This is a genomic window from Bathymodiolus japonicus methanotrophic gill symbiont, assembly GCF_019721995.1.
In the GTDB taxonomy this organism is placed as follows: domain Bacteria; phylum Pseudomonadota; class Gammaproteobacteria; order Methylococcales; family Methylomonadaceae; genus Methyloprofundus.
The window spans coordinates 1-17,487 of record NZ_BLYC01000010.1 but is presented as its reverse complement, the minus strand read 5'-3'; the positions used below and the strand labels follow the sequence as shown (position 1 = coordinate 17,487).

27 protein-coding genes and 5 pseudogenes are annotated in these 17,487 nt (G+C 44.0%); 14 read left to right on the top strand and 18 right to left on the bottom strand.

Features of this window, described 5'->3' with window-relative positions; genetic code table 11:
* Window positions 1–6 precede the first annotated feature (6 nt).
* Window positions 7–291 (bottom strand): annotated as a pseudogene (locus K6984_RS31085) (DDE-type integrase/transposase/recombinase); the annotation flags it as partial.
* A gap of 128 nt (window positions 292–419) precedes the next feature.
* Here K6984_RS31085 and K6984_RS14410 point away from each other — a divergent pair.
* Genes K6984_RS14410 through K6984_RS14395 form a run of 5 tightly spaced genes read left to right on the top strand, consistent with a single transcriptional unit; the run spans window position 420 to window position 2,096 of the window.
* The gene (locus K6984_RS14410; RefSeq protein WP_221895156.1) at window positions 420–575 is read left to right on the top strand and encodes a hypothetical protein; all 156 of its coding nucleotides are present in this window, start codon (window positions 420–422) and stop codon (window positions 573–575) included.
* A complete protein-coding gene (locus K6984_RS14405) occupies window positions 557–952 on the top strand; it encodes a hypothetical protein (RefSeq protein WP_221896161.1) in 396 nt (131 codons plus the stop codon). The genes K6984_RS14410 and K6984_RS14405 overlap by 19 nt, the downstream gene beginning before the upstream one ends.
* A complete protein-coding gene (locus K6984_RS33610; RefSeq protein WP_263458596.1) occupies window positions 901–1,029 on the top strand; it encodes a hypothetical protein in 129 nt (42 codons plus the stop codon). The genes K6984_RS14405 and K6984_RS33610 overlap by 52 nt, the downstream gene beginning before the upstream one ends.
* Window positions 1,030–1,056: 27 nt before the next feature.
* Window positions 1,057–1,266, top strand: a complete 210-nt coding sequence (locus tag K6984_RS14400) for a hypothetical protein (RefSeq protein ID WP_221896160.1) — start codon at window positions 1,057–1,059, stop codon at window positions 1,264–1,266.
* Window positions 1,263–2,096 carry a transposase gene (locus tag K6984_RS14395; RefSeq protein ID WP_221896159.1) on the top strand — a complete coding sequence of 278 codons (834 nt, stop codon included), beginning with the start codon at window positions 1,263–1,265 and terminating at the stop codon, window positions 2,094–2,096. The genes K6984_RS14400 and K6984_RS14395 overlap by 4 nt, the downstream gene beginning before the upstream one ends.
* A 253-nt stretch (window positions 2,097–2,349) precedes the next feature.
* On the opposite strand, the pseudogene K6984_RS14390 reads toward K6984_RS14395, so the two are convergent.
* A pseudogene (locus K6984_RS14390) lies at window positions 2,350–2,739 on the bottom strand (IS701 family transposase); the annotation flags it as partial.
* 287 nt (window positions 2,740–3,026) lie between these two features.
* On the opposite strand from K6984_RS14390, the gene ssb reads away from it, so the two are divergent.
* The gene (gene ssb, locus K6984_RS14385) at window positions 3,027–3,500 is read left to right on the top strand and encodes a single-stranded DNA-binding protein (RefSeq protein ID WP_221896157.1); all 474 of its coding nucleotides are present in this window, start codon (window positions 3,027–3,029) and stop codon (window positions 3,498–3,500) included.
* 116 nt (window positions 3,501–3,616) lie between these two features.
* On the opposite strand, the gene K6984_RS36255 is transcribed toward ssb, so the two are convergent.
* The 3 genes from K6984_RS36255 to K6984_RS14375 are packed head-to-tail and all read right to left on the bottom strand — an operon-like array spanning window position 3,617 to window position 3,905.
* Complete coding sequence (locus K6984_RS36255) at window positions 3,617–3,667, bottom strand: hypothetical protein (protein WP_420831677.1); 51 nt, start codon at window positions 3,665–3,667, stop codon at window positions 3,617–3,619.
* Window positions 3,664–3,759 carry a hypothetical protein gene (locus tag K6984_RS36250; protein WP_420831676.1) on the bottom strand — a complete coding sequence of 32 codons (96 nt, stop codon included), beginning with the start codon at window positions 3,757–3,759 and terminating at the stop codon, window positions 3,664–3,666. The genes K6984_RS36255 and K6984_RS36250 overlap by 4 nt, the downstream gene beginning before the upstream one ends.
* Window positions 3,756–3,905 (bottom strand): hypothetical protein, encoded by a 150-nt coding sequence (locus K6984_RS14375; RefSeq protein ID WP_221896156.1) that lies wholly within the window; start codon window positions 3,903–3,905, stop codon window positions 3,756–3,758. The genes K6984_RS36250 and K6984_RS14375 overlap by 4 nt, the downstream gene beginning before the upstream one ends.
* 12 nt (window positions 3,906–3,917) lie before the next feature.
* On the opposite strand from K6984_RS14375, the gene K6984_RS31080 reads away from it, so the two are divergent.
* Complete coding sequence (locus tag K6984_RS31080) at window positions 3,918–4,079, top strand: hypothetical protein (RefSeq protein WP_230988093.1); 162 nt, start codon at window positions 3,918–3,920, stop codon at window positions 4,077–4,079.
* On the opposite strand, the pseudogene K6984_RS31075 reads toward K6984_RS31080, so the two are convergent.
* The 4 genes and pseudogenes from K6984_RS31075 to K6984_RS14360 all read right to left on the bottom strand — a co-directional run.
* Window positions 4,029–4,712: pseudogene (locus K6984_RS31075) on the bottom strand (pyrimidine/purine nucleotide monophosphate nucleosidase domain-containing protein); the annotation flags it as partial. The gene K6984_RS31080 and the pseudogene K6984_RS31075 overlap by 51 nt on opposite strands.
* 140 nt (window positions 4,713–4,852) lie before the next feature.
* On the bottom strand, window positions 4,853–4,981 hold the full coding sequence (locus K6984_RS33605; protein ID WP_263458596.1) for a hypothetical protein: 129 nt from the start codon (window positions 4,979–4,981) through the stop codon (window positions 4,853–4,855).
* Window positions 4,982–5,171: 190 nt separating this feature from the next.
* The gene (locus K6984_RS33600) at window positions 5,172–5,300 is read right to left on the bottom strand and encodes a hypothetical protein (protein ID WP_263458596.1); all 129 of its coding nucleotides are present in this window, start codon (window positions 5,298–5,300) and stop codon (window positions 5,172–5,174) included.
* A 17-nt stretch (window positions 5,301–5,317) separates the two neighbouring features.
* Window positions 5,318–5,578 (bottom strand): annotated as a pseudogene (locus K6984_RS14360) (pyrimidine/purine nucleosidase domain-containing protein); the annotation flags it as partial.
* 169 nt (window positions 5,579–5,747) lie between these two features.
* Between K6984_RS14360 and K6984_RS14355 the strand changes: the two are divergent.
* The 3 genes from K6984_RS14355 (at window position 5,748) to K6984_RS14345 (ending at window position 8,302) form a co-directional block, all read left to right on the top strand.
* Window positions 5,748–6,491: a formyl transferase gene (locus tag K6984_RS14355; RefSeq protein WP_221896153.1), complete on the top strand. Its 744-nt coding sequence runs from the start codon at window positions 5,748–5,750 to the stop codon at window positions 6,489–6,491.
* 7 nt (window positions 6,492–6,498) lie between these two features.
* The gene (locus tag K6984_RS14350; protein ID WP_221896152.1) at window positions 6,499–6,804 is read left to right on the top strand and encodes a DNA-3-methyladenine glycosylase; all 306 of its coding nucleotides are present in this window, start codon (window positions 6,499–6,501) and stop codon (window positions 6,802–6,804) included.
* 199 nt (window positions 6,805–7,003) lie between these two features.
* Window positions 7,004–8,302 (top strand): transposase, encoded by a 1,299-nt coding sequence (locus tag K6984_RS14345; RefSeq protein WP_221893851.1) that lies wholly within the window; start codon window positions 7,004–7,006, stop codon window positions 8,300–8,302.
* A 388-nt stretch (window positions 8,303–8,690) separates the two neighbouring features.
* Here K6984_RS14345 and K6984_RS14340 read toward each other — a convergent pair whose 3' ends face one another.
* Window positions 8,691–8,873 carry a hypothetical protein gene (locus tag K6984_RS14340; protein WP_221896151.1) on the bottom strand — a complete coding sequence of 61 codons (183 nt, stop codon included), beginning with the start codon at window positions 8,871–8,873 and terminating at the stop codon, window positions 8,691–8,693.
* Between the two features lie 12 nt (window positions 8,874–8,885).
* Between K6984_RS14340 and K6984_RS14335 the strand changes: the two genes are divergently transcribed.
* Window positions 8,886–9,026, top strand: coding sequence for a hypothetical protein (locus K6984_RS14335; RefSeq protein WP_221896150.1), 141 nt, complete (start codon window positions 8,886–8,888; stop codon window positions 9,024–9,026).
* Here the strand turns inward: K6984_RS14335 and K6984_RS14330 are convergent.
* Genes K6984_RS14330 through ygfZ form a run of 3 tightly spaced genes read right to left on the bottom strand, consistent with a single transcriptional unit; the run spans window position 9,019 to window position 13,132 of the window.
* The gene (locus K6984_RS14330; protein ID WP_221896149.1) at window positions 9,019–11,163 is read right to left on the bottom strand and encodes an AMP-binding protein; all 2,145 of its coding nucleotides are present in this window, start codon (window positions 11,161–11,163) and stop codon (window positions 9,019–9,021) included. The two genes, K6984_RS14335 and K6984_RS14330, sit on opposite strands and share 8 nt — an antisense overlap.
* A gap of 40 nt (window positions 11,164–11,203) precedes the next feature.
* The gene (locus K6984_RS14325; protein ID WP_221896148.1) at window positions 11,204–12,193 is read right to left on the bottom strand and encodes a COX15/CtaA family protein; all 990 of its coding nucleotides are present in this window, start codon (window positions 12,191–12,193) and stop codon (window positions 11,204–11,206) included.
* A gap of 27 nt (window positions 12,194–12,220) precedes the next feature.
* Complete coding sequence (gene ygfZ / locus K6984_RS14320) at window positions 12,221–13,132, bottom strand: CAF17-like 4Fe-4S cluster assembly/insertion protein YgfZ (protein ID WP_221896147.1); 912 nt, start codon at window positions 13,130–13,132, stop codon at window positions 12,221–12,223.
* 797 nt (window positions 13,133–13,929) lie between these two features.
* Here ygfZ and K6984_RS14315 point away from each other — a divergent pair.
* Complete coding sequence (locus K6984_RS14315) at window positions 13,930–14,151, top strand: hypothetical protein (protein ID WP_221896146.1); 222 nt, start codon at window positions 13,930–13,932, stop codon at window positions 14,149–14,151.
* Here the strand turns inward: K6984_RS14315 and K6984_RS14310 are convergent.
* The 5 genes and pseudogenes from K6984_RS14310 to K6984_RS33585 form a co-directional block, all read right to left on the bottom strand.
* On the bottom strand, window positions 14,130–14,267 hold the full coding sequence (locus K6984_RS14310) for a hypothetical protein (RefSeq protein ID WP_221896145.1): 138 nt from the start codon (window positions 14,265–14,267) through the stop codon (window positions 14,130–14,132). The two genes, K6984_RS14315 and K6984_RS14310, sit on opposite strands and share 22 nt — an antisense overlap.
* Before the next feature lie 27 nt (window positions 14,268–14,294).
* Entirely contained in the window at window positions 14,295–14,423 is a 129-nt protein-coding gene (locus K6984_RS33595; RefSeq protein ID WP_263458596.1) for a hypothetical protein, read from the bottom strand.
* 19 nt (window positions 14,424–14,442) lie between these two features.
* Window positions 14,443–14,655, bottom strand: a pseudogene (locus tag K6984_RS14305) (DDE-type integrase/transposase/recombinase); the annotation flags it as partial.
* 302 nt (window positions 14,656–14,957) lie between these two features.
* Window positions 14,958–15,083, bottom strand: coding sequence for a hypothetical protein (locus K6984_RS33590; RefSeq protein WP_263458605.1), 126 nt, complete (start codon window positions 15,081–15,083; stop codon window positions 14,958–14,960).
* A gap of 27 nt (window positions 15,084–15,110) precedes the next feature.
* Window positions 15,111–15,239 carry a hypothetical protein gene (locus tag K6984_RS33585; protein ID WP_263458596.1) on the bottom strand — a complete coding sequence of 43 codons (129 nt, stop codon included), beginning with the start codon at window positions 15,237–15,239 and terminating at the stop codon, window positions 15,111–15,113.
* A gap of 408 nt (window positions 15,240–15,647) precedes the next feature.
* On the opposite strand from K6984_RS33585, the gene K6984_RS14300 reads away from it, so the two are divergent.
* A complete protein-coding gene (locus tag K6984_RS14300; RefSeq protein WP_221896144.1) occupies window positions 15,648–15,971 on the top strand; it encodes a hypothetical protein in 324 nt (107 codons plus the stop codon).
* Window positions 15,972–16,186: 215 nt separating this feature from the next.
* Window positions 16,187–17,485 carry a transposase gene (locus K6984_RS14295; RefSeq protein WP_221894003.1) on the top strand — a complete coding sequence of 433 codons (1,299 nt, stop codon included), beginning with the start codon at window positions 16,187–16,189 and terminating at the stop codon, window positions 17,483–17,485.
* Window positions 17,486–17,487: the final 2 nt, after the last annotated feature.

Here is a 17,487-nt window from a genome sequence, read left to right as displayed (position 1 = left end):
GAGTAATAGGCTACGCTCAAGTAGTGTAGCGGCATCTTCGCCACTTTCTTGTTCATACACTTCAGCCCCGACTATTTTTCGGCTATAAATGTCCTCTATCATATATAAATAGTAGAACTGACCCACGATGGGTGTTGGCATGTAGCTGATATCCCACGTCCATACCTGGTTCGCTTTTTCTGCGATATAACTCGTTGGTTTGGAGGTGTTTTTGCGCTCTTTAGCCCGCCCTCTATGTGTGACTTGTTCTGCTTTATGCAACACTCGATAAAATGATGATTCGGAGGCAATCAGGCGCGCCATGCTACCTCACGAAATTCCGGGACTCCTGTCGCCGTAATTCGTTCACCTACGCAGCGAATAGGAGATGCTCCAGCCGCCCTGCGTCCGCCACAGACTGAGCACAAAGCAGCTCAGTCATGGCTACCACAAATGGCTCTACGGCTATTCGGGATAAAATTTTAGCCTCCCTCGCGCGCTATCGCGCACTTCGGATTGGCAAATTTCCCTGCGCCTTCTGGAGACTATCAGCCCGTCCGGGGCTGACAGCGAAAGTATGGAACGTGCCCTGTTAGTAGAGCGTCATCCTTTGTGGGCTCGTTCATGCCCAGAGTTGAAGGATATCGACTTTATTCGCCTTGGGTTATTACGCTGTATCAGTGTAGTCGATAGTGGTCGCCATTTCCTCCAAACCAATGAACAGATTTATGGCCAGCTGCTTCCCCACTCAACGTATTTTAAATCACTGAAGTCGCATAGACGAACAAGTATGCTTGAGGCATTTGAACAGCAGGGCTATCATCTTCACGCTGAAACACTGCTATCGCAAGGCATTGATTATCTTAAAGCATTCCCGGAACTTGACGAATACACCATAGAAGCATCGGGGAGTCGCTATTTTTGCGAAAGCTTGTTTTGGGCATCCCAGCCCAAGCAAGCAGCAAAAACTTAACGCGACCACTTATGCCTCCGGCGGCCCCGATTCGTCCTCGTCACCTCGTCCCGACCCAACAAGGGGTCGGAACATAGGCTCCAAATGACTTGACGCCGTGTCGGATGGCCTTTTATTTTGTCTCCACCTTCGCTAACGCTCAGACTCCGACAAAACAACGGCCCTACGGCTATCGCGGACTAAAAATCTTCACTTCGCTAAAGCTCCGTTTCCAGGATTTCCAGCGGCGGATGGACATTTTATTGATCATGCCTGCCATACTGAAAAAAACAGCAAGGGGAAAGTTTATGCGGCCGGGGGGATTTACGCGTTGAATCTCAGAAGTGGGTTGCTCAGATTTCTTTGTCTGGTGACAAACGGAACTCAGAGGCATCAAGAAATACCTGTGTTACGAGATCATATTGAAAAGCAAAACAAGGGAAATAACAGCTCTCAGAAACATCTCTATGTCTACGATAAAGCCGTCACCGACTTTGTCTGGTGGGATCGGCAGAAACGACATGCTAATTACATGATTTCAATGCTAAAAGAAAATTCAATTGCGACTCTGGTTGAGTCTATCCCTTTTGACTCCCAGCATGAGATCAATACAGGAGTTGAAGCATACAGTGTGTACGAAAACAAGGGCATCAAATTTAACGTGGTGGATTACCGTGATCCAGAAACCGGAAAACTTCACCGGTTCGTGACAACCTTGCCAATGACTATTAACCCTGGAACCATTGCCATGCTGTATTTCAAGCGATGGACGATTGAAAAGACATTCAATAACACTAAAAGTAATTTCAAGGAAACTAAAGCTTGGTCTTCCAATACCCGCTCACTTGAAAATCAAATGCGCCTGACTGCAATGAGCTATAATTTAATGCGCGTGTTTGAAGAGATTTCAAAAACACAACAGCCAGAATTGATTCATCCATCGGATAAAAAATATAGCGAGGCTCTGGAGATAAGGCAGCAACAGGCCCAAAAACGAGATCGTTTTGTGAATCCATTATTTTTCCAGGCAAGAATATCTCGTATCATCTCGTATACCATTCGGGCAGTTCAAAACGCAATAATAACAGGAATGTCTTTACAGTGCTTTATGAGCTCTCTTGTGGCGAGGTTAGTTTCACGGCCTCAATTGATAGGGGAACACTGATGATGTTTATAGCAAACCCCTACTTAATTCCCCTTAGGCAATAGCATTTGAAACGAATGAAAAGACTATTTTTTTCATATAGTTGTAGCATAGTTTCAATTTTACCATAAATAATTATTGGGAAACTTCAGTTTTGTTAATGATGGCATCTTTTCTTTCTTTTGGGTATTGAGTTGTCATGGTTTTATTTTTCCGCCCCTTGTTTGAGTTATTATTTTTCAAATAAGGCGAAAACTATCCTGACACGGGGGGGGGGATATTTGCTTTGATTCGATTTGGCCGCGTGGTCAAAAATGGCTTCACAGCCGAAGATATTTTTGCCTACTTTAGTGATAATGGAGTCATCCAGTGCAACCAATATGCGCCCATCTGTTTCAGGAGACGGAATCAGCTCCCAGATAGTTTTCCACAGCCCAGCCCACGGCAAAGTTGAAGAAGCCATGAAAGTGTAAAAGCGCTTATTCTTGATCTCAAACCCGAACAACGTATCAAGGCAACGCCAAAGATTAGATGTCATCGACGACGTAAAGGGAACGATAATAGACAGGATCGTGTAAACAAACAGAGAGGCTCGTTCGCGGCCTAAAGTGGTTTTGGAAAAATGATCTTGAAGCGGGAGTAAAATATCGCGTAAAATGAACATGAATGAGGTCGTTTTATTTGTATAATCAATGTGTTATAAACTTTCATTATACAGTAAAACTAGGCCTCATTCACGATTAACCTGTTGTTTTTAAAAAGAATTCAAGGCTTTTAGTCAACGGAATGCCATTAATATTAGTAATACCTAATATTTCAGAAAAATAAGCATTAGCTGATATTCTTATGCTTTAAAAACTAGGAAACTTCAGTTAATAAATCCAGGTTCCTAAATAGAATTCAATTTATTAATGGTAGACTATGCATCAATTCATTTTTTTGGAGTAAGTAATGCTCAATAAAGTAACTTTAATAGGAAATTTGGGGGCTGATCCAGAGGTGCGTTATATGCCTACTGGGGGAGTAGTTGCTAATGTAACCCTGGCAACAACCTTTCGCTGGAAAGATAAGCAATCGGGTGAACGCAAAGAAAAAACTGAATGGCATCGAGTGGTGTTCTTTAATCGCCTGGCAGAAATTGTCGGCGAATATTTACGCAAAGGTAGCCAGGTTTATGTAGAAGGGCGTTTGCAAACACGTAAATGGCAAGATCAGAGCGGTCAGGATAAATATACTACTGAAATAGTTGCTACAGAAATGAACATGCTAGGTAGCCGTTCTGGAGGGACAGCACCGTTAGCAAGTAATGCTGCCAATGCTCCTGCAAGTCCACAGAGTCATGCTACTCCTGCTCCAGCACAAACAGCACCAAATTCACCACCGCCTGCGGAGTATGAAGATTTTGATGATGATATTCCATTTTAGCTATCTGTAGGTTGGGATAAAGCGAGCGTAATCCCAGCTTTTCACAGGCTTCGTTTGTGACTTAAATATCTATTTGCTGGGTTTCGTACCTCAACCTCAGTCTACACTGAACAGCCTTAAGAAACTATTTTATAGCAGGGCACATAGGTTGTTCCGGGCAATTTCATGCGTTTCTGGCTAACAAATGCTGCAAGTAACTCATCACCGGTTGCATGATTTCTTTATCGCCACTGATTTCAAAATGTCCATTTTTTTCTATAGCCCGGATTCCCTCGCTGTCAGCCCCGGACGGGCTGATAGTCTCCAGAAGGCGCAGGGAAATTTGCCAATCCGAAGTGCGCGATAGCGCGCGAGGGAGGCTAAAATTTTATCCCGAATAGCCGTAGAGCCATTTGTGGTAGCCATGACTGAGCTGCTTTGTGCTCAGTCTGTGGCGGACGCAGGGCGGCTGGAGCATCTCCTATTCGCTGCGTAGGTGAACGAATTACGGCGACAGGAGTCCCGGAATTTCGTGAGGTAGCATGGCGCGCCTGCGTCTTTAACATTACCAGCCACTATGCCAGAAAAAACCCGGCGTAAATTTGCGGCTAATTGATGTTTTGCCTGGTCTTTATGTAATTCCAGCCCTGCCATATTTTCGTGAGTAGGGGTAAATGGTTGCTGAAACTCAGTAGCGATTTTTAAGCTCCAGTTAAAATAATAGGCATCGGCTTTACTCTTACGGAATTCGCGTACTTGCCGTATTCCTAAGCGCATTTATCGGGCAACTCTGGCCGGATCATCGATGATAATCTTGTAGCGCTGCTGTGCTTCAAAACCTAATGTTTCACCTATAAAGGCATTGATCTGCCTAAAGTAATCTGCTGATGATTCAGGTCCGGAGAAAATGAGCGGGAATGGGGTTTCTGCATTCTCTGGATGTAATAAAATCCCCAATACATATAAAATTTCTTCAGCGGTTCCGGCGTCTCCTGGGAACACGATAATACCGTGTCCGATACGCACAAATGCTTCCAGGCGTTTTTCTATATCCGGTAAAATTACCAAGTTATTTACAATTTCTGTGATGCCGATATAATGCCCGTGGTTGATGCGTTGTTTTGTATGGCCAATCGTTGCACCTTTCATAGGGCCTTTCATTGCGCCAGGGCCACAGCCGGTACAGATATTCATACCACGTAAGCCTATCTCGTAGCCTACTTCCGCTGAAAATCAGGGAAACGGAGCCTAAGCGAAGTGATGATTTTTAGTCCGCGATAGCCGTAGGGCCGTTATTTTGTCGGAGTCTGAGCGTTAGCGAAGGTGGAGACAAAATAAAAGGCCATCCGACACGGCGTCAAGTCATTTGGAGCCTATGTTCCGACCCCTTGTTGGGTCGGGACGAGGTGACGAGGACGAATCGGGGCCGCCGGAGGCATAAGTGGTCGCGTTAAGTTTTTGCTGCTTGCTTGGGCTGGGATGCCCAAAACAAGCTTTCGCAAAAATAGCGACTCCCCGATTTCGTATAAGTATATTCTTCGCGCGCTGAAAATCAGGGAAACGGAGCCTAAGCGAAGTGATGATTTTTAGTCCGCGATAGCCGTAGGGCCGTTATTTTGTCGGAGTCTGAGCGTTAGCGAAGGTGGAGACAAAATAAAAGGCCATCCGACACGGCGTCAAGTCATTTGGAGCCTATGTTCCGACCCCTTGTTGGGTCGGGACGAGGTGACGAGGACGAATCGGGGCCGCCGGAGGCATTAGTGGTCGCGTTAAGTTTTTGCTGCTTGCTTGGGCTGGGATGCCCAAAACAAGCTTTCGCAAAAATAGCGACTCCCCGTCGAAATGGAATGTCCACCCCAGAAAACAACCAGTTTAGGTTCGGTACTCTGGTGAATAATATTGGCATTGCGTAAAATATGAAATACTGAATTGCTTATGCCTTCCGAGCTTTGCAAGTCGAATTTAGGGTTATCATTTATTTCATCGCTAACGTAAACAATATCACGCAATACAGCAAATAAATGCTCGCGTATGCCTTTAATCATTTCTCCATCGACAAAAGCGGTTGCCGGTGCGCTTTTCAGATCCAGCTTAATACCCCCGCTGAAAATCATGGAAACGTAGCTTAGCGAAGTGGTGATTTTTAGTCCCTGATAGGCGACAGGGCAATTCGCTGATTCGACGTGTGCTAGCAGCACGCGAGAGGAGCAAGAATTGCATTCTGAATAGCCGTCCAGCCAGTGAGGTAGTAATGACGAAGCGGCTTTTGTGCGTAGTCGTTGCGGACGCAGGGCGTTCAGGGCATCTCCCATCCGCTGCGTAGGTGAACGAATTATGGCGACAGGAGTCCCGGAATTTCGTGAGGTAGCATGGCGCGCCTGTTCTCTGGATTGGGCGATTCAAAACGGAGTTGCTGAATGGGGCGTTACGCTATTAGCAGCTCAGGAAGAAATGGATATGGGCGATATCTGGGCGACAAAAACCTTTCCTATGCGCAATGCCACAAAAAGTAGCCTATTTAATCGCGAAGTGACGCAGGGTGCTGTGGACTGTTTATGGGAGGCGCTCAGCTATTTTGATGCGCCTGACTTTAAGCCTGTTCCGCTGGATTACAATAACCCAATGGTTAAAGGCAAGCTTCAGCCGATGATGAAACAGGCTGATCGTGCGCTTAACTGGAAAAAACAATCAACTGATGAGATTTTGCGACATCTGCATCAGGCGCGCCATGCTACCTCACGAAATTCCGGGACTCCTGTCGCCATAATTCGTTCACCTACGCAGCGGATGGGAGATGCCCTGAACGCCCTGCGTCCGCAACGACTACGCACAAAAGCCGCTTCGTCATTACTACCTCACTGGCTGGACGGCTATTCGGAATGCAATTCTTGCTCCTCTCGCGTGCTGCTAGCACACGTCGAATCAGCGAATTGCCCTGTCGCCTATCAGGGACTAAAAATCACCACTTCGCTAAGCTACGTTTCCATGATTTTCAGCGGCGGCAGATGGTAGCCCGGGGGTGCTGGATGAAATCTATGGGGGACCTGTGTTTTTATACAATGTGCATAAAGAAGAGCAGTTAACAGGAAAAGCCGGTGACATTATTGCTGCGGCAAATCAGGCTATTTGTAGAGCGACTATAGATGGCGCTATCTGGATAGGTCATTTAAAACCTAAGCTGGCGGCTAGTGAAAAAGGCATCAAGTTACCTGCAACGGTTGTTTTAAAAGATGAATTAGCACTTGCTGAAAAACCGGCTTCGATCGTAGCAAATCTTTTTTCTAAATCCATCATCAGTGTTCCCATTGAAAGAAGAAGTACCTAAACAAAGCAGCCTATAACCTACCTGAAGGTAGCACCACTCGAATATTTACATCTTTTTGATTTTAATCACTTATAACAGCAAATAGACACTCTGTAGGCACCGTAAAAAAACAACAAATAATTTCAAATAAAGCTTGCAATTGCCGAAAAAATTTTTCTAAAAATTTCCGTTTTAATCACCTCATAAACGGATATCACCCATGCTTAAAGACCTACCACTCTCTGAACATATTCACCAACACTGCAATGAAAGTATGGAACGTTCCCTGTTAGCAGAGCGTCATCCTTTGTGGGCTCGTTCATGCCCAGAGTTGAAGGATATCGACTTTATTCGCCTTGGGTTATTACGCTGTATCAGTGTAGTCGATAGTGGTCGCCATTTCCTCCAAACCAATGAACAGATTTATGGCCAGCTGCTTCCCCACTCAACGTATTTTAAATCACTGAAGTCGCATAGACGAACAAGTATGCTTGAGGCATTTGAACAGCAGAGCTATCATCTTCACGCTGAAACACTGCTGTCGCAAGGCATTGATTATCTTAAAGCATTCCCGGAACTTGACGAATACACCATAGAAGCAGCGGATGGACATTTTATTGATCATGCCTGCCATACTGAAAAAAACAGCAAGGGGAAAGTTTATGCGGCTGGGGGGATTTACGCGTTGAATCTCAGAAGTGGGTTGCTCAGATTTCTTTGTCTGGTGACAAACGGAACTCAGAGGCATCAAGAAATACCTGTGTTACGAGATCATATTGAAAAGCAAAACAAGGGAAATAACAGCTCTCAGAAACATCTCTATGTCTACGATAAAGCCGTCACCGACTTTGTCTGGTGGGATCGGCAGAAACGACATGCTAATTACATGATTTCAATGCTAAAAGAAAATTCAATTGCGACTCTCGTTGAGTCTATCCCTTTTGACTCCCGCCATGAGATCAATACAGGGGTTGAAGCATACAGTGTGTACGAAAACAAGGGCATCAAATTTAACGTGGTGGATTACCGTGATCCAGAAACCGGAAAACTTCACCGGTTTGTGACAACCTTGCCAATGACTATTAACCCTGGAACCATTGCCATGCTGTATTTCAAGCGATGGACGATTGAAAAGACATTCAATAACACTAAAAGTAATTTCAAGGAAACTAAAGCTTGGTCTTCCAATACCCGCTCACTTGAAAATCAAATGCGCCTGACTGCAATGAGCTATAATTTAATGCGCGTGTTTGAAGAGAGTTCAAAAACACAACAGCCAGAATTGATTCATCCATCGGATAAAAAATATAGCGAGGCTCTGGAGATAAGGCAGCAACAGGCTCAAAAACGAGATCGTTTTGTGAATCCATTATTTTTCCAGGCAAGAATATCTCGTATCAGCTCGTATACCATTCGGGCAGTTCAAAACGCAATAATAACAGGAATGTCTTTACAGTGCTTTATGAGCTCTCTTGTGGCGAGGTTAGTCTCACGGCATCAATTGATAGGGGAACACTGATGAAATCCATACAAAATATAGCTATTAATTATACCAAAGCGGGGCTGTATCCTCCTTGTCAGGAGGTCTGGTATCATACGAAAAACCGGGTCGCTTACCTGCATTCATCCTTTCATAATGGCGGTATGAGTACCGAGCAGTGCAGATTGCTACTCAGCGTTTATCAACATGTTAGTACCCTGGATATCGATGTGATTGTGTTAATGGGCGGGGAAGAGTCCTGGTCTAACGGTATACATCTCAATATAATCGAAGTTGCAGATGAGCCGGCGAAAGAATCGTGGCTTAATTTTATGCGATCGATGACATAATCCTGCAAATAATCAACACGCTGGATAAAGTGACAATCTCTGCTGTTACTGCTAACGCTGGCGCGGGAGGGGCAATATTAGCACTTGCGGCGGATAGAGTATTTGTCAGAGAAGGCGTGATATTCAATCGCTGTCAGCCCCGGACGGGCTGATAGTCTCCAGAAGGCGCAGGGAAATTTGCCAATCCGAAGTGCGCGATAGCGCGCGAGGGAGGCTAAAATTTTATCCCGAATAGCCGTAGAGCCATTTGTGGTAGCCATGACTGAGCTGCTTTGTGCTCAGTCTGTGGCGGACGCAGGGCGGCTGGAGCATCTCCTATTCGCTGCGTAGGTGAACGAATTACGGCGACAGGAGTCCCGGAATTTCGTGAGGTAGCATGGCGCGCCTGTTTCCAAGGAATAGTAATTAACTAAAATGCGCTTCGGCTAATTCAGCTGCAGCTATATAGTTAATTTTCCCAGTTGCCAATACAGGGACTTTCTCCACGGCGATAAATTTCTTTGGTAAATTAATGCTGGACACGCCTTTGGCAAGTGCGATCAGTTCTTTGCTATTAGCATTTTCCTGTGTGGTAATCAGGATTAATTGTTCACCTTTTCTTTCATCTGGAATACAGACCACAACATGCTGTGCATCTGGCCAGATTTCATTGATTAATTGCTCAGTAGCGGTCAGGGAAACCATTTCTCCGGCAATTTTTGCAAAGCGCTTACTACGTCCACGAATGGAGACATAGCGCTCCTCATCGACATGCACTATATCCCCGGTATCATACCAGCCATCGCCATAGATAGAATGGGGGGGTACTAATACTCCCGGATTATCGGCTAGCAAATAGCCTTGCATAATGTTTTCCCCGTAAAGGTGCAGTTTTCCAGCATTTTCAATGCCGGGAATGTTTTCTAATTTGTATTCCATTCCCGGCATTAAGCGCCCCACTGTCCCGTTTTTACAAAACATGGGGGTATTAACTGCAGCAACAGGGCTGGTTTCAGTCGCACCGTAGCCTTCTAATATACGAATGCCAAATTTATCTGCCCACAATTGCCGAGTGTTTTCATGCAGCTTTTCAGCACCTGCGACAACATAGCGTATATTGAAAAAATCATAGGGATGCGCCTTTTTTCCATAGGCGGCTAAAAAGGTATTGGTACCAAAGATAATAGAGGAATTGGTTTCATAAGCCATTTCAGGAATAATGCTGTAATGCAATGGCGATGGATAGAAGAAGGTGGTCATGCCATTCATAATAGGTAGCATAGTGCCAACGCTAAAACCAAAGGAATGAAACATGGGTAAGAAATTTAATACGGTATCCTGGGCATTAAAGTTAATTCGCGCTGAAATCTGCTTATGATTTGCCAGGATATTTTTATGCGATAGTACAACACCTTTAGGTGCACCTTCTGAACCTGAAGTAAAAAGCACAACGGCTGGGCTATCTGGGGAGCATTGTGTACGTGGATACCATAAATGGGTGGTTTTTGCCTGTATTAAAGCTGTGAGCTTATTGATAGTGCTTATATCTTTGGCTAAATCTTCCAGATAAATGAGGTTAATATTTTCCGCGAGTGTATGCGCATCTTCAGCAAATTTCCCTAGTTCAATAAAACGGTGTGAGGTCAGAACCGTGGTGATTTTTGCAGTATGACAGGCAGACAGCATTCCGGTAGCGCCTATAGAATAATTCAACATGGCGGGTACGCGTTCATGCAATTGCAAGCCTAGAACAACATTCAGTGTCTTACTATTATTCGGTAAATAGACCCCAACATTCTCACCTTTGGCAGTGATTTTTTTCAATGCATTACCTATCGCAATAGATCGGGTAATCAGTGTGTTATACGAAACAGGGATTCTGTCTAAATCTTCTGCAACACGGTGTTTACCACCGTGGATCTTTTTAGCATCCAGCATGGCTGAAAAAATTGTTTGTTGATAGTGACTGGTTGTATACATCATATTGCTCATGATGTCGGTTAAAATCAGACCACTGACATGGCGGCGCGCTTTTCCACGCAAATCTTTATCCACCTCAATTTTTGTTGGTGGTAGAATTTGCAGGGCGATTTTAGGAAAAAAACGTAGGCGAACTATTCTATGTAAACGAGAGAAATGTGTATATTGCGCGCCTTCTATACGGATAGGTAGAATTGTCGCTCCAGATTTATCGGCGACCATTCCAGTGCCGTCGTATATCTTCATCATCGAGCCAGTGACGGTAATCCGGCCTTCAGGGAAAATAACGGTTTTACTGGGTTTTTGTAAGAAATGAATCAGGTTTTTCAAGGATATCGGGTGGGTCGGATCCATGCGAAAAACATGCGACAATCTAAGAAATGGCCTTAACCACCAGAGTTCGGCAATATGGCTGTTAATTGCAAAAGTAATTCTATCTGGCAGGAATACACCTAATATTAATGGGTCTAAAAAAGAGCTGTGATTGGCAATAATCAGTACACGGTCACCAGCCTGCTTATAATTATCTAAACCTTTTACTTCAATTCTATAAAGAAAAGTCAGTAGCCATCTTAAAAATATTTTTAGCATGGGAGTCTTGGTATGTTGGATGGATAAAACTATGTGGTCATCAGGATAAGGGGGCTGCAAGCCTATTTATGTTTTTTGCAGCATAGCTGATACAGATAAATATAAAAAATTGTACACCAAAAGTTAAATTTGCCATTAATAAATGTATGGGTTGTGCGACAGGAGGCATGCCCAGATGATCTAAAGACATGCCCGCAAGAATTGCAGAAATAATTAGACCGACTAAGACCAAGGCAAGACGAAATAATAAGCTGCTTTTATCGACTGACTGGTAGACTTTCCATGCTAACCATAGGTTAGTGAAGAGTATCACTGCTGAAAATGATCGGTGTATGTAAAAAATAAGCGGAAAGCTATCGCGCCAGTATTCACGGTCTATATAATTATGATGTGTGGCAATTAAATCCACTGCTTCTCTAACCTGAGTGCCCATGCCGACTTGCAGTAAAGTAAAGCCCATAGCGACAATCAAGACAGTTTTAAATGTTGCAGGCAATGCAGAAATATCAATCTGGCGTAATAAATCATTTTGTGAGCGGGCAATGACATAGATTAATAAGGCGACAATAAACAGCGCGAGTAGCATATGTGCCGTGATCATCAACGGGTGCAGATGGGTTTTTACCACGATGGAACCCAGCCAGCCCTGAAAGCCCACTAACAGAAATACAGTCAGGGATAAATAAAACACTGCTTTATCTGTTTTCAGGTAGGCGCGTGATGCCCAGAGTGTTAAGAAAATTAAAAAACCGATTGTCACCCCGGTAAGGCGGTTCAGGTATTCAGTCCAGGTTTTGATGACATTAAAATCGGTATTGGTATAGCCAACAGCATAGATTTCATGATAATTGGCGGGCAGCTGAGCTTCGCTAGTTGGCGGGATTAGCTGTCCAAAACAGGTAGGCCAGTCAGGGCAGCCCATGCCGGCTCCAGATGCACGGACAATACCGCCTACTAAAATAACAAAATAGACGGCGAAAATTGTCAGTGTACCTAAGCGCCTAAAGCGTCGTGCAATGTCAGGGTTCATTTGTATTGTGCGGCTTTCATTATGATGTTAATTCAGAGTAATTTTATCGCAGGATTGATTAGCAAGTTGGAGATTTACATCATTAACTGCCTGATCATGCAGTACCACTAATAGCTGAGTTATATTGTCTTGCACTGCAACTAATACGACCATGCCCCGTACCTTAGACTCATTATCAGTAACTGAACAGCCAGGGCTAATTTCAGCAGCCGTAGCACAGCGTGCTTGATACATGGTGCGCTTATTCTTGCCTAAATAGTGTGTGCGAGCTACGATTTCCTGGCCGGTGTAGCAGCCTTTTTCAAAGCTGATCGCACCCAGTTTATCCAGGTTAAGCATTTGTGGCACAAATTCTTCACTAGTCCGTGTATATAGCCAGGGAATCCCCGCCTGAATATCCAGGCCTAACCAGGCGCTAGAGCTGATTAAGCTTATGTCTAGCTGCTGGCTTAGCTCTAACCAGAATAAGCGGCTTTGTTCGGGGGCGCCGATAAACAGAAAGCTGTTTTCTAGTTGCGGGTATGGGTATAACAGCTCTTGTGGATTCAGTTTGATATTTGCAATACCACTAATACATAAGTCATCACTATGATCTGTCATTTTTACGTCAGAACGTAACACATACATTTGCAGCTTTTTTCTAACCGATTCGAGTAACTCGTGCGTAAGGATGAGCTGAAATGAATCTTGATGCCGGATAATGATAAAGCTACTGATTGTACGACCTTTGGCATTGCAATATGCACCCAAAACAGGCTGCGCATCAAGCAATGCTTTAATATCACATGTTGTTTGACCTTGTAAAAAATCTGCCGCATCTTTCCCCGAAACCGTTAATATGCCTAAATGCGTAAGTGGCGCTAAGATTGCCTGCTTATCGGTTGGTACAAAGCTTAATAGTTTTTGTGTAGCCAGGTAGTCTATCCAGTCAGCATGCATAATAGTGTTCTAGGAATTCTTAATAAGTTCATAATAGAGGTCAATATTATAACGGGATATGCTTTTTATTGCCGCGAATTCCTGGCCGTGTAGTCACATAATAATCGAACAAGCAGGAGTAAAAAACTTTAGATTTTTTACTCTGGGTTATTATTAAGAAAAATACGCTTAACTGAAGTTTCCCAATAATTATTTATGGTAAAATTGAAACTATGCTACAACTATATGAAAAAAACAGTCTTTTCATTCGTTTCAAATGCTATTGCCTAAGGGGAATTAAGTAGGGGTTTGCTATAAACATGGCAAAACCACCTAAAATAAACCTCGATACACCAGCATTGTGTATTTCAGCTACTCAATAATTGGGAAACTTCAGCCCTTAAAAACAATTCAGGCAAAAAAAGAAACCGCCACGATAAGAGGGGAAGTCGTTCCTTTCCAGACCAAGATGACTCAGGCGGCTCAAATGCTGATTGCAATTGCAGAACATTTTTCCACCGCTCCGATATTGACAGTCACTGATAGCTGGTTTGGCAACAATGGCCTATGGAAGCCTGTTTACAACATCAGTGTTCCCATTGAAAGAAGAAGTACCTAAACAAAGCAGCCTATAACCTACCTGAATGTAGCACCACTCGAATATTTCCATCTTTTTGATTTTAATCACTTATCACAGCAAATAGACACTCTGTAGGCACCGTAAAAAAACAACAAATAATTTCAAATAAAGCTTGCAATTGCCGAAGAAATTTTTCTAAAAATTTCCGTTTTAATCACCTCATAAACGGATATCACCCATGCTTAAAGACCTACCACTCTCTGAACATATTCACCAACACTGCAATGAAAGTATGGAACGTGCCCTGTTAGCAGAGCGTCATCCTTTGTGGGCTCGTTCATGCCCAGAGTTGAAGGATATCGACTTTATTCTCCTTGGGTTATTACGCTGTATCAGTGTAGTCGATAGCGGTGTTTTTCAAGATAGTTTTCGCCTAAATTATTTAAGCCGCCTCCGCTGAAAATCCTGGAAACGGAGCTTTAGCGAAGTGAAGATTTTTAGTCCGCGATAGCCGTAGGGCCGTTGTTTTGTCGGAGTCTGAGCGTTAGCGAAGGTGGAGACAAAATAAAAGGCCATCCGACACGGCGTCAAGTCATTTGGAGCCTATGTTCCGACCCCTTGTTGGGTCGGGACGAGGTGACGAGGACGAATCGGGGCCGCCGGAGGCATAAGTGGTCGCGTTAAGTTTTTGCTGCTTGCTTGGGCTGGGATGCCCAAAACAAGCTTTCGCAAAAATAGCGACTCCCCAATTTTCCTTTAATAGGCTACGCTCAAGTAGTGTAGCGGCATCTTCGCCACTTTCTTGTTCATACACTTCAGCCCCGACTATTTTTCGGCTATAAATGTCCTCTATCATATATAAATAGTAGAACTGACCCACGATGGGTGTTGGCATGTAGCTGATATCCCACGTCCATACCTGGTTCGCTTTTTCTGCGATATAACTCGTTGGCTTGGAGGTGTTTTTGCGCTCTCGCTGAAAATCATGGAAACGTAGCTTAGCGAAGTGGTGATTTTTAGTCCCTGATAGGCGACAGGGCAATTCGCTGATTCGACGTGTGCTAGCAGCACGCGAGAGGAGCAAGAATTGCATTCCGAATAGCCGTCCAGCCAGTGAGGTAGTAATGACGAAGCGGCTTTTGTGCGTAGTTGTTGCGGACGCAGGGCGTTCAGGGCATCTCCCATCCGCTGCGTAGGTGAACGAATTATGGCGACAGGAGTCCCGGAATTTCGTGAGGTAGCATGGCGCGCCTGTTAGCCCGCCATCTATCGCTGAAAATCAGGGAAACGGAGCCTAAGCGAAGTGATGATTTTTAGTCCGCGATAGCCGTAGGGCCGTTGTTTTGTCGGAGTCTGAGCGTTAGCGAAGGTGGAGACAAAATAAAAGGCCATCCGACACGGCGTCAAGTCATTTGGAGCCTATGTTCCGACCCCTTGTTGGGTCGGGACGAGGTGACGAGGACGAATCGGGGCCGCCGGAGGCATAAGTGGTCGCGTTAAGTTTTTGCTGCTTGCTTGGGCTGGGATGCCCAAAACAAGCTTTCGCAAAAATAGCGACTCCCCGAGTGTGACTTGTTCTGCTTTATGCAACACTCGATAAAATGATGATTCGGAGGCAATGTAGATGCCTTTGTCTGCCAGGATAGGGACGATTTGACTCGGTGGTAAATTGGCATACTCGTCCTCATTACACTCGATGTTCAAGTTTTCAGCTATAACTGGGCTAAGAAAAGTAAATTTTTCCGGCTTTGTTTTATAAGTGATTGATTTACAATGATGTTGATGCTTTCTTTGTCAGTAAAATTATCAATAAAATCAATCAGTTAAAAAACTTGAACATCGAGTTACAGGTCATTAAAATAGCGAGTTGCTCATATTCGCTTAATTTATTATTACTCGATGTTCAAGTTTTTCCATCCCATTGCCATCAAACTCTTACCTTCACCCAGCAGAACAATGACGCAACGACTACGCACAAAAGCCGCTTCGTCATTACTACCTCACTGGCTGGACGGCTATTCGGAATGCAATTCTTGCTCCTCTCGCGTGCTGCTAGCACACGTCGAATCAGCGAATTGCCCTGTCGCCTATCAGGGACTAAAAATCAACACTTCGCTAAGCTACGTTTCCATGATTTTCAGCGGTAGCAACCAGTCCCAGGGTATACTTGCTTTACGAAACACCCAGGATAATGCGGCTACTTTGCAATCTCCAAGGCTTGCTCGCTCAAACTTAGCCCAGCAAACAGAGTTCATTAGCAGTCATCAGTGTTCCCATTGAAAGAAGAAGTACCTAAACAAAGCAGCCTATAACCTACCTGAAGGTAGCACCACTCGAATATTTCCATCTTTTTGATTTTAATCACTTATAACAGCAAATAGACACTCTGTAGGCACCGTAAAAAAACAACAAATAATTTCAAATAAAGCTTGCAATTGCCGAAAAAATTTTTCTAAAAATTTCCGTTTTAATCACCTCATAAACGGATATCACCCATGCTTAAAGACCTACCACTCTCTGAACATATTCACCAACACTGCAATGAAAGTATGGAACGTGCCCTGTTAGCAGAGCGTCATCCTTTGTGGGCTCGTTCATGCCCAGAGTTGAAGGATATCGACTTTATTCGCCTTGGGTTATTACGCTGTATCAGTGTAGTCGATAGTGGTCGCCATTTCCTCCAAACCAATGAACAGATTTATGGCCAGCTGCTTCCCCACTCAACGTATTTTAAATCACTGAAGTCGCATAGACGAACAAGTATGCTTGAGGCATTTGAACAGCAGAGCTACCATCTTCACTCTGAAACACTGCTATCGCAAGGCATTGATTATCTTAAAGCATTCCCAGAACTTGACGAATACACCATAGAAGCAGCGGATGGACATTTTATTGATCATGCCTGCCATACTGAAAAAAACAGCAAGGGGAAAGTTTATGCGGCCGGGGGGATTTACGCGTTGAATCTCAGAAGTGGGTTGCTCAGATTTCTTTGTCTGGTGACAAACGGAACTCAGAGGCATCAAGAAATACCTGTGTTACGAGATCATATTGAAAAGCAAAACAAGGGAAATAACAGCTCTCAGAAACATCTCTATGTCTACGATAAAGCCGTCACCGACTTTGTCTGGTGGGATCGGCAGAAACGACATGCTAATTACATGATTTCAATGCTAAAAGAAAATTCAATTGCGACTCTGGTTGAGTCTATCCCTTTTGACTCCCGCCATGAGATCAATACAGGGGTTGAAGCATACAGTGTGTACGAAAACAAGGGCATCAAATTTAACGTGGTGGATTACCGTGATCCAGAAACCGGAAAACTTCACCGGTTTGTGACAACCTTGCCAATGACTATTAACCCTGGAACCATTGCCATGCTGTATTTCAAGCGATGGACGATTGAAAAGACATTCAATAACACTAAAAGTAATTTCAAGGAAACTAAAGCTTGGTCTTCCAATACCCGCTCACTTGAAAATCAAATGCGCCTGACTGCAATGAGCTATAATTTAATGCGCGTATTTGAAGAGATTTCAAAAACACAACAGCCAGAATTGATTCATCCATCGGATAAAAAATATAGCGAGGCTCTGGAGATAAGGCAGCAACAGGCTCAAAAACGAGATCGTTTTGTGAATCCATTATTTTTCCAGGCAAGAATATCTCGTATCAGCTCGTATACCATTCGGGCAGTTCAAAACGCAATAATAACAGGAATGTCTTTACAGTGCTTTATGAGCTCTCTTGTGGCGAGGTTAGTTTCACGGCCTCAATTGATAGGGGAACACTGATG

Bases quoted from the DNA above. Each gene is read 5' to 3' on its own strand.
- K6984_RS14410 (WP_221895156.1), top strand. From the start codon at position 420: ATGGCTACCACAAATGGCTCTACGGCTATTCGGGATAAAATTTTAGCC.
- K6984_RS14405 (WP_221896161.1), top strand. From the start codon at position 557: ATGGAACGTGCCCTGTTAGTAGAGCGTCATCCTTTGTGGGCTCGTTCA.
- K6984_RS14400 (WP_221896160.1), top strand. From the start codon at position 1,057: ATGGCCTTTTATTTTGTCTCCACCTTCGCTAACGCTCAGACTCCGACA.
- ssb (WP_221896157.1), top strand. From the start codon at position 3,027: ATGCTCAATAAAGTAACTTTAATAGGAAATTTGGGGGCTGATCCAGAG.
- K6984_RS14375 (WP_221896156.1), bottom strand. From the start codon at position 3,905: ATGGCTACCACAAATGGCTCTACGGCTATTCGGGATAAAATTTTAGCC.
- K6984_RS14345 (WP_221893851.1), top strand. From the start codon at position 7,004: ATGCTTAAAGACCTACCACTCTCTGAACATATTCACCAACACTGCAAT.
- K6984_RS14340 (WP_221896151.1), bottom strand. From the start codon at position 8,873: ATGGCTACCACAAATGGCTCTACGGCTATTCGGGATAAAATTTTAGCC.
- K6984_RS14330 (WP_221896149.1), bottom strand. From the start codon at position 11,163: ATGCTAAAAATATTTTTAAGATGGCTACTGACTTTTCTTTATAGAATT.
- K6984_RS14325 (WP_221896148.1), bottom strand. From the start codon at position 12,193: ATGAACCCTGACATTGCACGACGCTTTAGGCGCTTAGGTACACTGACA.
- ygfZ (WP_221896147.1), bottom strand. From the start codon at position 13,132: ATGCATGCTGACTGGATAGACTACCTGGCTACACAAAAACTATTAAGC.
- K6984_RS14315 (WP_221896146.1), top strand. From the start codon at position 13,930: ATGCTTAAAGACCTACCACTCTCTGAACATATTCACCAACACTGCAAT.
- K6984_RS14310 (WP_221896145.1), bottom strand. From the start codon at position 14,267: ATGGCCTTTTATTTTGTCTCCACCTTCGCTAACGCTCAGACTCCGACA.
- K6984_RS33590 (WP_263458605.1), bottom strand. From the start codon at position 15,083: ATGGCCTTTTATTTTGTCTCCACCTTCGCTAACGCTCAGACTCCGACA.
- K6984_RS14300 (WP_221896144.1), top strand. From the start codon at position 15,648: ATGACGCAACGACTACGCACAAAAGCCGCTTCGTCATTACTACCTCAC.
- K6984_RS14295 (WP_221894003.1), top strand. From the start codon at position 16,187: ATGCTTAAAGACCTACCACTCTCTGAACATATTCACCAACACTGCAAT.